Consider the following 13,087-nt stretch of genomic DNA (forward strand, 5'->3'; position numbering starts at 1 on the left):
TTTTGATCAGGCCTTTTGTTTATAGGCCAGCAGGGTTTTGTATTTTTCTTTTTTATAAATTTTTTCAATCAGGGAGAACACCTTGTTTTTAAAGGCATAGCCAATAACCCCGGCCAAAGCAACCAGGATAAAGCCTGTGGTCTGGTCCCATAAAAAATCTCCCAGCCAGTAAACCAGCAGGGGGAGCATCAGCTTGGGAATGGTCAGCAGCAGGGTTTTGGCATTAAAGGATTGGCTGTCCCCAAAAGCCTTTTTGTTAGACGTAAGGTCAATTGGGGTTTTGATATAAGCCCCGCCCCATAAGACCAGGTAGGAGTTTACCCCGATATTGTATATGGCACCCACTACCACTGCCAGATAGGCCTTCCAGCCGAAATAGAGATAGAAAACAGATACCAGCGTACTCAGTGCAGTGGCAATAACGATCAGATACCATTTGGAACTCAGATATTCGCGATACTGTATATTCTGGCTCATCATTAAAGGGTAGTAGGCACTGTCCCAGCTGGGGACAAATTGCCCGAAACTAAAGAGAAAGCCACCAGAAACGAAGATACCTGCGAATATTTGCCAGACTGGTGACTCGTAAACCTCCAGGCCTCCCGAGAAAAATAACAATCCGTAAAAAAGGAATAACACACTCATCAGGACTGTGGTCTTGGAGCGCTTGTTCCGGCGGATGAGTTTAATGTCGTTCTTAAGGAAAGTTCCAAGGTTCCCAAACCGGTTGAGCCAAACGTAATCCTCGGTTTTGCCCTCGGCTGTTTTACTGGCCAATCCGCCATCCAGGAACATGTGTTGCTTAAAATACCTAAAGGAATACCAGGTAATGGCTACCAGCAGCCCCCATGCCAGCAAAGCGGTAAGCGGGATGTCAAAAAACAAATCGAATATCGGGGCGGTGTAGAGGGTAATATCGAACCATCCATAATACTGGCTGATCCCCAGAAAGGCAAGGATAATAATGATTGGGTAAAAAATCCGGTCCTGATTATTCATGGTGATATTCAGGAAATTGTTGGAATAAAACAGTGCAAACATGGCCAGGTGCCATCCAACAACGGATACCGGATCATAGCCTTTATACAGCAATACTACCGAAAAAGGTATAAAGAAGAAGGCGTGCATAATATTAAAAAAAGATAGCACGGTCTTCCCCAGGGAGTACTGTACCACCTGGGCCTTCTTAAATGGAAGATACAGCAGCGGTTTTATATTCATCACCGGCATTTTCTGCAGCATATACCGCAGGTAGAGATCAAAAACCAGGTAATATATCATGTAACGGTTTACCACCCGTAATGGATCGCCAAGGCCCGCATCTTCAATAATGAAAAAAGCCCCAATTCCCAGGGATAAAAAGACCAGGATAAAATAAAGGGCTCCCAGGGCCATTAGTATTTTAAACCAAATATTGGTTGCGAAAGACGCAGACCGAAAAAACGCCTTCCACTGAAGACGGATAAAGTGTTTGAACATAGGGTTGGTGCTAATCGTTCAGCAAGTTAGTATTAGGGTTGAAATTTTTGTTACAAAAGACTTAAAATTAATATCAAAATTAGAAGAAAGCGCTGCAATGCTTAGTTTTGCAGCAAAATTCGCAGAAATAATGAGCAACTTTTATCCCTTGGAAGTTTCTAAAATCGATCACCTTACTCCCAATTCGGTAGCGGTAAGCCTGCAAATACCTGCTGAACAAAGAGAAGCATTCCGGTTTGATGCCGGGCAATATATAACCATACGCCATAAAGGCGGAGATAGTGAAATCCGAAGAGCGTATTCTATTTCCTCGGCTCCGCTTTCAGAAGAAATAACCATAGGGATAAAAAAAGTAAATGGAGGGACTTTTTCAGTCTATGCAAATGACAAGCTCAAAGTGGGAGATACCCTTGAAGTAATGCCTCCTGAAGGGCGTTTTGTCCTGAAGCCAGAAACCGGATACAAAAACGTAGTGGCCTTTGCTGCAGGCAGTGGAATCACTCCTATTATGAGCATTTTGAGAACAGCGCTTCAGGACAAACAGGACCTGAATTTTGTGCTTGTTTTCGGAAATCAAAGCAGGGAAGAAACCATGTTCTATAATGATCTTCAGGATTTGAAGGAAAAATATAACGATCGGTTTCATTTATACCATCTCTTTAGCCGTAACCAGGAATCCGACAGTTTATTCGGGCGGATTGAGAACAGCACTGTCAATTATATTTTACGCAATAAACACAAGGGAGTGGATTTTGACGCCGCCTATCTCTGTGGCCCATTGCCAATGATCGATACCGTAAGGGATTCTCTGAAAGCCAATGGGATGCCGGAAGACCGTATTTTTCACGAACTCTTTACGGAACCCGAAGCAGAAGCCTCTTCAGATGCACCTATGGAAGGAACAACACACCTGGAAGTTACGCTGGATGATGAAATCCATCAACTGGAAATGGACCAGAAATCTTTGGTGCTGGATGTGGTTTTAAATGCCAAGATCGATGCCCCCTATAGCTGTCAGGGCGGGGTGTGCAGTACCTGTATTGCAAGGGTCACGGAAGGATCTGCACATATGGAGAAAAATCAGATCCTCACCGATAGCGAGCTGCAGGAAGGTTTTATACTGACCTGTCAGGCCCATCCGACCTCAGCAGTTCTGAAAATAGACTATGATGACGTTTAATCGGCTGTATCAGGCTCTATGCTTCTTTAATACCTGCTGGGCATTATCATATCCAATAGTAAAGGCTTTTTCGATTCCGTTCTTATCAAGAACTCCTATTTTTTCAAGGTCACGGGGTTGAAACACCAGATCGCATTTCCCAATTTTATCCCGGGTATTCACAAAATGCATTAAGGAGGTGGTCCGGTTTACCAGACGATAAGCAGAACTCATATCTTCCCGGGTAACATTTTTAACCACAGAAACATTGCTGCCTATGAGAAACGCTGCCTGTTCCTTAATGGGTTCAAGGGGAAAATTATTCATTATCCCTCCGTCTGCATACAATTCACCCTCTATGGAAACCGGACTGAAGATTGGGGGCAGAGCTGCCGATGCCAGGAGCGGACGGATCAGTTCCCCTTCCGAAAAGTAGACTTCTTTGCCCTTTAATAGGTTTGTAGCCGCAACATACAATGGTTTTTCAAGCGATTCGAAAGAATTCTCAGGAAATATTTTTTGGAATAAATCAACATATCTTTCCGTGTCCAGAAACCCCGGCTTACTGAAGCTGAAAACATTATACCGAAAAAGTGGGGTTTCTTTAAAAAAAGACAGCATTTCTTCAATTCCCATCCCTTTAGCGTATAAGGCCCCTACCAGAGCCCCGGAACTGCTCCCCGAAATCCAATGCGGGTGTATTTCGTGCTCCCTTAGAGCCTTTAAAGCCCCTATATGTGCCATGCCGCGTACGCCACCACCTGAAAAGACTACGCCAATTTGTTTTGCTTCCGGGAACTTCATCCTTATTTGCTTATTAGGTATCCAAAACTATCACTATTTAAGTAGATTTTACACATCCATGCCAACAAGGCCTTCATATTGGCCAAAACGACCCGTTTTTGAGCCTGCTGGCAGTTGGTTATAACTACAAAAAAACAAACCGGGCGGTCGGTAATTGGATTTTAGAATCAAAAAAAGATGAATCTGGCTGCAATTGAGCAGCTCCAATACACCTTTTGACTATATTTTCTAGTGACAGCAGTGCTTCCAAATACCATTGACAAACCAGGTAGTCGGTTTAGGATATCTGATGCATGCTGTTAAAATTACATCCTGATGTAATGTAAAAAAGCTCTTCCCGACCATATAGGTGTTCATTTTATCGTAAGTTTAAGCACAACAATAAGGCAGGCCATTTTGAGACCCCCGGACACAGCTATTCTAGTCTTCGCCCAATCCGCGAAAAAAGATTCCCTTGACAAAGGAGTCTTGAAAGGAGAGCTGCTTTTTGACCAGCTAACACAGGAAGCGATCCAAAAAGCAAAAAGGAGCGGTCTCCCCTATTTCCACATAGGTGAACAACAACAGTTAGGAACCCATTTCGGGATACGTTTGGCCAATGCCATGCAGGGCATTTATGAAAAGGGCTATAAAAAAATTATTGTCATTGGGAATGACAGCCCGGATCTGAAAACGGCAACCCTGGTTCAGGCTGCGAATATATTGGGTGAAGGAAGCCCGGTCCTGGGTCCTTCAAAAGACGGAGGGGTCTACCTGATCGGGTTAGATCAATCCGATTTTCATTTTGAAGCGTTTATCAGTTTACCCTGGAATCAGGGAAACCTAAGAACAGCCATGATATCATGGCTAAAAGAATTAAGCGCTCAGCCTTATAGCCTGAATCCTTTAATGGAACTGGATTCAGAATGGGACTTTAAGGTATGGCTAAAATTAAACACTCAGTCGGGAAGAAGGCTGCTTAAGCTGTTATTGCTGATTCTGACTCGTTTTTCCACAGCTGTCTCCGCGGTAAACCTATATCTGCAAGAAATCTACTTCAGAATATTCAGAAACAAAGGGTCTCCAAACCTGCTTAGGTTAACCTTTGTTTAATTAGGGTAGTTGCTACTACTGCCATTTCCTTTATTCTGAACTTATTTTATGAAAATCTTAGTTTGCCTGATGGTCTTTGGCCTGGGCGCCGGTTTATACGCACAGCAAACTGTAAGCGGTACGGTAAGAGATTCCAATGGGAGTCCCATTCCCTATGTGAATGTGCTTTTAGCCGGAACCTCTACGGGTACCAGCTCAGATGAAAATGGGGGATACCGATTGGAGCTTCCCAATCTTTCAGGGGAATTGATTTTTTCAACCCTGGGATATACTTCTTTCCGGGCATCTATTTCAGGCAGAAATCGTATCGATGTCGTTTTGCAGGAAGATAGCCAGGTCTTGCAGGAGGTGGTGTTAACGGCGCTGGGGGAGCGAAGGGAGGTCAAAAAGCTCGGATATTCTGTTCAAAGCCTGGATCCGAAAGGGGTCAGTGAGGTAAAATCGGTCAATTTCCTTGATAACCTCAGCGGAAAGGTGGCGGGGCTTTCCATTAGCCAGGGAGCTACCGGAGTGGGATCTTCTTCAAAAATCAGCATACGGGGTGAAGCGTCTTTTTCCAATAACAACCCCCTCTTTGTGATAGACGGTGTTCCCATTAACAACAACACCATAATCAATTTTACAAATGAGGCCGCGGCAGGTTTTCAGGAGATAGACTTTGGCAACGGGGCAATGGAGGTAAACCCTGATGACATAGCAGAGGTTTCTGTATTAAAAGGGCCGGGGGCAGCAGCCCTGTATGGGACCAGGGCCTCCAATGGGGTTATCCTGATTGAAACAAAATCAGGAACTGAGTCACCAGGAATGGGAATCAGCTATTCCAGCAGTTTTTTTGTAGACCGGGCCTTTCGCCTGCCTGATTTTCAGAACACCTACGGCCAGGGGAATTCCGGACAATTTGAGTTTGTAGATGGCCTGGGAGGAGGTGTAAATGATAATATAACCTATAGCTGGGGTCCCAGACTGGACCAGGGCAGCCTGATCTCTCAATTTGACAGCCCCGTTGTACTGGCCGATGGCAGGATTGTTCGGGGAGGGGACACTTCCCTTTACAACGGACTCCCTATCACCCCCACCCCTTTTGTCTCCCATCCGGACAACCTGAAGGACTTTTACGAGACAGGAACGACTTTTATTAACAACCTTTCCGTTTCCAATGCGTTTGACAGGGGGAATTACAGGCTTTCCTTTACGGATTTGCGATCGGAATCCATTATTCCGGGAGTAAATCTGGACAGACAAACACTGCATGCAAAGTTAGGTTTCAAACCAGATAAACGGTTGAATATCAATGCCTCGGTAATGTATGTAAATTCCCAGTCAGACAATCGCCCGGCCAACGGATATGGTTCTGAAAATGTAAACTATTCCCTGGTGGCCTGGGGCCCGAGATCGTTAAACATACGTAGTTTAGAGGATTACTGGCAACCTGGTCTGGATGATATACAGCAGTTTTCCTATAATTATACTTTTTTTGACAATCCCTACTTCATTCTGTTTGAGAATCGGAATTCTTTCCGCAGAGACCGGGTTTTTGGCAACCTTTCCGCTAAATATAAAATCACAGAGCAACTGGAAGTTTCCATACGAAGCGGGATGGATTATTCTTCAGAAGCCAGGCAATTGAGGCGTGCCTACAGTTCCAATCGCTTTCGCAACGGGGCCTATGCTGAACACGATGTCTTTTACAGGGAAGTCAATACGGATTTTCTTTTCATTTATCGGAACAACTTCGGAGATCTTTCCGTTGATCTTTCATTTGGTGGCAACCGTTTGGATCAGAAGGCCGTAAACAAACAATCTCAAACCACCAGCCTCGCACAGCCCGGAATATTCAGATTGTCTAACGCTGCTTCCCCCATAGAAGTGTTTGATTTTGAAGCCAGAAAACGGATTAACAGCCTATATGGTATTGCCCGACTCGGATATCGGGATTTGTTATATCTGGATATTACCGGAAGAAATGACTGGTCCAGTGCACTGGCTACCCCAGCATCCGTTGCAAACACTGATTTCTTTTACCCCTCTTTTTCTTCCAGTCTTATCCTTTCCGAATTACTGGAATTTCCAGAGGTGTTATCCTTCGTGAAACTCCGTGCCAGCTGGGCACAGGTTGGAAACGACACCAATCCCTATCAGACAAATAGCACCTTTATTGCTCAAACCCCTTTTAACGGGCAGCCAACATTCAGCGATCAGGCCAGCATCCCGAATTCGGCATTGCTACCGGAACAAACCAGTGCGCTGGAACTCGGGGCCGACATACGATTTTACGGGGGAAAACTTGGAATAGACATAGGCTACTACAACAATATTACACGCAACCAGATTATTTCCCTACCGATTGGTATTTCTTCCGGCTATACCCAGCAAGTGGTGAACGGCGGACGGGTTCGCTCCAGGGGACTTGAAATAATCCTGAGTGCCAATCCCATCTTCAGCGATCGATTTTCCTGGTACACCCAGTTAAATTTCAGCACCAACAGGGCGATAGTTACAGATCTTCCGCAAGAAGAAGGCCGGCTGACATTAGCGTATTCCAGGATATACGATTCACAAAACCAAACGGTATTTTTACAAGCAGAAGAAGGTGGCCGCGTTGGAGACCTATATGGGACTGGTTATTTAAAAAATGATTCGGGACAGTTCGTGCTTACTCCCGAGGGGCGCTTTATACCGGACAATACCCTGAAAAAGCTTGGAAATTACAATCCTGACTTTACCCTTGGCTTTTCCAATGACTTCAACCTGGGAAACTGGAACCTCAACTTTTTGCTGGACTGGCAGCAGGGAGGTATCCTGGTTTCACGGACCAGGGCCCTTGGGAATGTAGGTGGCCAATTGGCTGAAACCTCCTTCCGCCCGGAATCTGGTATTATCGCCGATGGGGTCGTGAATGTCGGATCCGCGGAAAATCCGGTTTACCAGCCCAACACCGTAGCCGTGAGCGCAGAAAGTTACTACCGCCAATTCTATGACCGCAACCATGAGGAAAATAATATATACGACGCTTCCTTCCTGAAATTACGGCAATTTTCGCTGGGGTATACTTTCAGGAATTTTGAACTCTTCCGAAAGGATGCCTTGTTACAAATAGCCTTAATAGGGAGGAATTTATTTGCCATAACCGAAAACCCCCACTTTGATCCCGAACAATTCGCAGTACAGGGACAGGGCTTTATCAGCGGGGTGGAAGATATGTCTTATGCCACCACACGAAGTATAGGAATGAAAGCCAGCGTAAAATTTTAAACGGATCAGGATGCAAAAAACAAGCTTGCTAAATATAGTCTCCCTAAAAAAACTGTTCTTCTGTGCAGTCTTGCTGGGATCAATTATATCCGTAATAAGTTGTACACAGGATTTTGAAGGGATCAATACAAACCCAAATGCCCCTTTGCAGGTACAGCCCGCACTATTATTGCGTCAGGTCATTTACGATTATGGGGAACAAATGTCTTACGAAGGATTCACTGCCGGAAATTTGCTGGGACAGTACAGCACAGCGCTCGACTTTAACCTTTTTGATCGCCACGACCTGAAATCACCTCAGTTGGGGGGAAACCCCTGGCCGATCCTATATCAGAATCTCCGTGACAATGAAATACTACTGCAACAGGCCCTGGAGAACCCCGCTGCTGCCATCTATGAAGGACCGGCACGGATTCTGAAAGCGTATATGGCAGCTGCACTTACCGATTTATACGGGGATGTACCTTATTCGGAAGCCTTTCAGGGGAAAACACTCACCGTAACCCCTGCATACGACACGCAGGAGTCCATTTATACCGGCCCGGACGGTATCCTCCAGAATCTGGACCTGGGCCTTGCCGCAATTTCCGCATACAATGGTTCCATGGCTCTGGAAGGGGACATACTCTTCAACGGGGATTTAGAAGGGTGGAGGCGTTTCGGGAATTCCCTTAAGATTAAATCGCTGGTACGAATTTCCGCTGTTTCGGATGTTACCCAAGCCTTACAGGCCCTTTATGATGAAGGTTCCTTTATACTGCAAAACAGTCAGAATGCCACTTTTGATTTTACGGATGGGGAGCCCAATAACTTCAGGTTAGCCAGATTACGGATTGGAGATTTCAACAATTTCGTCCTCTCGGAAACCATGGAGGAAGTCCTGACCGGCCTGCAGGATCCCCGGCTGGAAATCCTGTATCGTCCTTTCGCCAATAGTACAGACGGGAGTTTTAATGGCCTGCTCAATGGTATTGACGCCTCCCAGACCTCCATTGCCCTGGCTGATTATTCCCTTACCGGAACCATATTCAGGGAAGAAAGCGGCCGGCTTGACGCCAATTTTATGACGGCCTGGGAAACGAACTTCCTGCTGGCAGAGGCCGCTCACAAATCGCTTATTAATGCCAATGCGCAGACACTTTATGAACTGGCTGTGGCACAGGCCTTCGAATACTGGGGTGCTGCTTTGCCTGCGGGCTATCTGAGCGGTGCAGCATCATTTAGCAACCCGGATAGCAGTCCGCTCCAACAAATAATAACACAAAAATGGATTGGGAATACCATTAACGGGTATGAGGGTTGGATTGAATACAGAAGGACTGGGTTTCCGCTGTTAAAAACCATTTCGGCCAGTTTGAATAATGACCTGATACCCGTCCGGATGCCGTATCCGGCGGAAGAGGAGGCATTAAACAACAGCAACTATCAGCAGGCTTTTGAAAATACGGAAGGCAATAGTATAAACGTCCCGGTGTGGTGGGATGTAAACCAGTAGGCAATGAGTGCAAATGAATGGCAATGGATCATACTAATCGGGCTAAGCCTGGCATTGTTTTTCTTTGCTCCATATGCAAAAAATACCAATCAGTTTTTTAAGGCCCGGATTGCAGAAAGATCTCCGGGCGTCCTGGCCCTGACCGGTAGCCTGGTCATTTCCTGGATCTTTGCAAAAAGCATTACCAATGCCGCCAACCTGGGGATGGAATTCGGTATTGTGGGAGGAGTGGCCTACGCAGGCTATTATCTCTCCTTCCTGGTCGCCGGCTGGATTATATACCGATTGCGCACAATTGGTGGTTTCTCCAGTATCCACCAGTTTCTCAATACCCGTTTTGGAAAGCAGGCCTGCTGGGTATTTTCCTTGCTTATTGCTATAAGGCTCTTTAACGAGGTTTGGAGCAACACCATGGTCATAGGATCTTATTTTGGTGCGGTTGGGGATACGGACTACTATCTGGCGATAATTCTCTTTACGGTCCTAACACTGGCCTATGCCCTCAAAGGCGGCTTAAGCAGCTCCATTTTTACAGACCTCATACAGATGGTGCTGTTTGCAGTGCTTTTACTCGTACTGTTAGCTGCTATTTTTGGTCCGGACACTTCTTATGGTATGGGTGAGGCATTGCAGTCCGGGAGCTGGACGATGAGTACCGGAATAAACCTGATGCTGGCTGCCATTTTACAATCGCTGAGCTATCCTTTTCACGATCCGGTATTAACCGACAGAGGATTTATATCCTCGCCAAGGGTAACCCTTAAAGCATTTTTGTGGGCAACCGTAATTGGGTTTATCTGCATCGTTTTATTCAGCCTGGTAGGTGTTTATGCCCGTTTTGAGGGAATGCAGGGACAGGCTGCAGTTCAGGTTGGTCAGGCCTTTGGAGTTGTGGTTTTGTTGATTGTAAATATCATTATGATTACCTCAGCAGCCTCCACCCTGGATTCCACCTTTGCCTCCTTTTCCAAGCTTATTGCACTGGACCTGGGTCTGGGAAACCGTGTGAGCCTGGGTCGGGCAAGCATGATCGCCCTTGCAATACTGGGATCCATTCCGGTATTCCTGGATGCATCTATACTTTCAGCAACCACCATTAGTGGGACCATGGTAATTGGCCTTTGCCCGGTATTTGTCTGCTGGCGCGCCAAGCCCCCCAAATCCAGCTTTTATCTCAGTATTGGCTGCGGTTTGCTTTTTGGGTTTGCCCTTGTACTGAACTGGTTTCCGGAAAGACTGATCTTATCCAAGGGGGCATATGCTCCCCTTCTGTGGATCAATCTGTGGGGGTTGTTGAGTTGTTTTATTGTTTATTTGATACCATTATGGCTAAAAAGAATATAGATACTATTGGCGCTTTAAAGGGTAAGGTCCTGCTTTTTGGCGGAGTCTACAGCAATCTGCATGCCCTCGAAGCCCTTATCCGAATTGCGGAAGAAGCAGGTATACCTCCTGAAAATTGCCTCTCAACCGGCGACCTGCTGGGGTATTGCGCCTTTCCGGAAGAGACGGTACAGCGCTTCAGGAGCTGGGGGGGCAGGAGTATTGCCGGCAATGTAGAATTACAACTGGCCGAAGGCTCAGATGACTGTGGCTGCAATTTTGAAGAAGGCGGGCGGTGCGACTTATTTTCAAAACAATGGTTCCCGTATACACATGAGCATTTATCAATGGATTCCCTGAACTGGATAGCCGCCCTCCCGGAGCAAATTCGCTTTACCTATGGTAATCGTCAAGTAACAATAGTGCACGGATCTTCGCGGGAAGTTTCGGAATATATTTTTGCTTCCTCTCCTGAAAACCGTTTTCGTGAGGAATTTGAAAACACACAGTCAGAGGTAATCGTGGCCGGGCACAGCGGGCTGCCTTTTGCCAAAACAATAGGTGTAGCTTACTGGCTGAATCCCGGAGTAATCGGGTTGCCCGCCAATGATGGTACAAGCCGTGTGTGGTATATGGTTCTCGATTCTGAAACAGCGGAGGGACCTCTGCAATTTCACCATCATTCGTTGGAGTATGACGCAGAAGCTGCTTCCAGGGCTATGTTACAGGCCCGGCTTCCTGAAGCCTATGCCGATACTTTGATTTCCGGAATTTGGGATAATATGGAAATCCTGCCCCCTCAGGAGCAGGCGCAACAGGGAATCCCACTACAACTGGATAATAGGAAACAAGACAATAATCATAAATCAAATAAAGAAATGGCAGCAAATTATTACGATCCGGCAGATTTGAGAAAATTTGGCAAGATCACCGAATGGAGTGAAGAATTGGGAACGAAGTTCTTTGATTACTATGGAAAGGTTTTTGAAGAAGGGGCCTTGACAGCCCGGGAGAAATCCCTTATTGCCCTGGCGGTGTCTCATGTTGTTAAGTGCCCCTACTGTATAGATGCTTATACCAAAGATGGGCTGCAACGCGGAATCACCAAAGAGGAAATGATGGAAGCCGTACATGTGGGCGCCGCAATAGAAAGCGGTGCTACCCTGGTACACGGAGTACAGATGATGAATAAATACAATAAACTTTCGATGTAGGACAGAATTTGTATTCTGAAAGGAGTCCTGTATCATTGTAATAATAGACTATGGCAACGAAATCACTGAAAGCCAGGAATGAAGCCCTGGGAACAGTCAACAAGCAAATGGAAATTCTAAATGGCGGCATTTTTGCCTCCGGGGAATTGCCCTACTTCCGGGATAAAATCGCGGAAAGTGGACAGGCCCCGCTGAGGCCCGGGAAACTGGAAATACTGCAAATCAATGTCGGATATATGTGTAACCAGGTCTGCGAACACTGCCATGTGGATGCAGGACCGGACCGCAAGGAAATCATGACCAGAGAAACCATGAAACAATGTCTGGAAGTGATACGCAATACCGGGGCTCATACCCTTGACCTTACAGGTGGGGCACCGGAAATGAACCCGGACTTCAGGTGGTTTGTAGAGGAAGCTTCCAAAGCGGGCATACAGGATTTTATAGTCCGCTCCAACCTGACAATCATCCGGGCGAATAAGAAATATTACGACCTGCCCGAGTTTTTTGCAAAATACAACGTGCACGTAGTCTCCTCAATGCCCCACTGGACCCGTGGCAAAACAGATAAGCAAAGGGGGGACGGGGTTTTTGATAAGTCTATCAGGGCCTTGCAGGAATTAAACCGGGTTGGATATGGGATGCCGGACAGCCCTTTAAAGCTGGATTTGGTTTACAACCCATCCGGGGCATATCTCCCCGGAGACCAGGCAGCGATGGAACGGGACTTTAAGAAAGCCCTGATGGAAGACTTCGGGATATCCTTTCATTCGCTCTTTGCCATAACCAATCTTCCCATTGCCCGCTTTCTGGATTATCTGATCGCGTCTGAAAACTATGAAGACTATATGACGGCCCTTGTGGATGCCTATAATCCTGAGGCCGTGAAAAGTGTTATGTGTACCAATACCATTTCGGTAAGCTGGGATGGCTGGTTGTATGATTGTGATTTTAACCAGATGCTGGGGCTGAAAGTGGCCAGTAAGGTCAAGCATATTAAAGATTATAATGAAGCGGTACTCCAGGATCGGAATATAATTATCTCACAACACTGCTATGGGTGCACGGCAGGAGCCGGAAGTAGTTGCCAGGGCACCGTTACTTAAGAATCCATGGGTATTCACTACCAAACGGTCTGCCTTTTATCCGAAATTTACATCGGTTTAACCGACCGGGCGGTCGGTTGAACTTTTGTATCGGAACGTCATTGATCGGATATTTGACCGCTCATCGATTTTTTGCCCGGCTTTGTCTTAATATCCTGACCCA

Annotated in this window: 9 protein-coding genes and 1 pseudogene; 8 read left to right on the forward strand and 2 right to left on the reverse strand. The window is 46.2% G+C overall.

The window, feature by feature from the left end:
- Positions 1-6: 6 nt before the first annotated feature.
- On the reverse strand, positions 7-1,479 hold the full coding sequence (locus ACT6NV_RS05850; protein WP_445386322.1) for a DUF5687 family protein: 1,473 nt from the start codon (positions 1,477-1,479) through the stop codon (positions 7-9).
- 130 nt (positions 1,480-1,609) lie between these two features.
- On the opposite strand from ACT6NV_RS05850, the gene ACT6NV_RS05855 reads away from it, so the two are divergent.
- Complete coding sequence (locus ACT6NV_RS05855) at positions 1,610-2,659, forward strand: 2Fe-2S iron-sulfur cluster-binding protein (protein ID WP_445386323.1); 1,050 nt, start codon at positions 1,610-1,612, stop codon at positions 2,657-2,659.
- Between the two features lie 9 nt (positions 2,660-2,668).
- Here the strand turns inward: ACT6NV_RS05855 and ACT6NV_RS05860 are convergent, their stop codons facing one another.
- A complete protein-coding gene (locus ACT6NV_RS05860; RefSeq protein WP_445386324.1) occupies positions 2,669-3,442 on the reverse strand; it encodes a patatin-like phospholipase family protein in 774 nt (257 codons plus the stop codon).
- 396 nt (positions 3,443-3,838) lie between these two features.
- Here ACT6NV_RS05860 and ACT6NV_RS05865 point away from each other — a divergent pair, with 396 nt between their 5' ends.
- From ACT6NV_RS05865 to arsS, 7 genes and pseudogenes are all read left to right on the forward strand, one after another.
- Positions 3,839-4,534 (forward strand): TIGR04282 family arsenosugar biosynthesis glycosyltransferase, encoded by a 696-nt coding sequence (locus ACT6NV_RS05865; protein ID WP_445386325.1) that lies wholly within the window; start codon positions 3,839-3,841, stop codon positions 4,532-4,534.
- A 48-nt stretch (positions 4,535-4,582) separates the two neighbouring features.
- On the forward strand, positions 4,583-7,786 hold the full coding sequence (locus ACT6NV_RS05870; protein WP_445386326.1) for a SusC/RagA family TonB-linked outer membrane protein: 3,204 nt from the start codon (positions 4,583-4,585) through the stop codon (positions 7,784-7,786).
- Positions 7,787-7,796: 10 nt separating this feature from the next.
- Positions 7,797-9,281 (forward strand): SusD/RagB family nutrient-binding outer membrane lipoprotein, encoded by a 1,485-nt coding sequence (locus tag ACT6NV_RS05875; protein ID WP_445386327.1) that lies wholly within the window; start codon positions 7,797-7,799, stop codon positions 9,279-9,281.
- A gap of 3 nt (positions 9,282-9,284) precedes the next feature.
- Positions 9,285-10,625: a sodium:solute symporter gene (locus tag ACT6NV_RS05880; protein ID WP_445386328.1), complete on the forward strand. Its 1,341-nt coding sequence runs from the start codon at positions 9,285-9,287 to the stop codon at positions 10,623-10,625.
- Positions 10,607-11,239: pseudogene (locus ACT6NV_RS05885) on the forward strand (metallophosphoesterase family protein); the annotation flags it as partial. The gene ACT6NV_RS05880 and the pseudogene ACT6NV_RS05885, both read left to right, overlap by 19 nt.
- A 243-nt stretch (positions 11,240-11,482) precedes the next feature.
- On the forward strand, positions 11,483-11,818 hold the full coding sequence (locus ACT6NV_RS05890; protein ID WP_445386673.1) for an arsenosugar biosynthesis-associated peroxidase-like protein: 336 nt from the start codon (positions 11,483-11,485) through the stop codon (positions 11,816-11,818).
- 50 nt (positions 11,819-11,868) lie between these two features.
- Positions 11,869-12,924, forward strand: a complete 1,056-nt coding sequence (arsS, locus tag ACT6NV_RS05895) for an arsenosugar biosynthesis radical SAM (seleno)protein ArsS (protein WP_445386329.1) — start codon at positions 11,869-11,871, stop codon at positions 12,922-12,924.
- The last annotated feature ends 163 nt before the right edge of the window (positions 12,925-13,087 follow it).

Source organism: Robiginitalea insularis, assembly GCF_052497835.1.

What these genes read in the sequence shown, in the direction of transcription:
- ACT6NV_RS05875 (WP_445386327.1), top strand. Translation starts at nt 7,797, where the DNA reads ATGCAAAAAACAAGCTTGCTAAATATAGTCTCCCTAAAAAAACTGTTC.
- ACT6NV_RS05880 (WP_445386328.1), top strand. Translation starts at nt 9,285, where the DNA reads ATGAGTGCAAATGAATGGCAATGGATCATACTAATCGGGCTAAGCCTG.
- ACT6NV_RS05890 (WP_445386673.1), top strand. Translation starts at nt 11,483, where the DNA reads ATGGCAGCAAATTATTACGATCCGGCAGATTTGAGAAAATTTGGCAAG.
- ACT6NV_RS05870 (WP_445386326.1), top strand. Translation starts at nt 4,583, where the DNA reads ATGAAAATCTTAGTTTGCCTGATGGTCTTTGGCCTGGGCGCCGGTTTA.
- ACT6NV_RS05855 (WP_445386323.1), top strand. Translation starts at nt 1,610, where the DNA reads ATGAGCAACTTTTATCCCTTGGAAGTTTCTAAAATCGATCACCTTACT.
- ACT6NV_RS05850 (WP_445386322.1), bottom strand. Translation starts at nt 1,479, where the DNA reads ATGTTCAAACACTTTATCCGTCTTCAGTGGAAGGCGTTTTTTCGGTCT.
- ACT6NV_RS05860 (WP_445386324.1), bottom strand. Translation starts at nt 3,442, where the DNA reads ATGAAGTTCCCGGAAGCAAAACAAATTGGCGTAGTCTTTTCAGGTGGT.
- arsS (WP_445386329.1), top strand. Translation starts at nt 11,869, where the DNA reads ATGGCAACGAAATCACTGAAAGCCAGGAATGAAGCCCTGGGAACAGTC.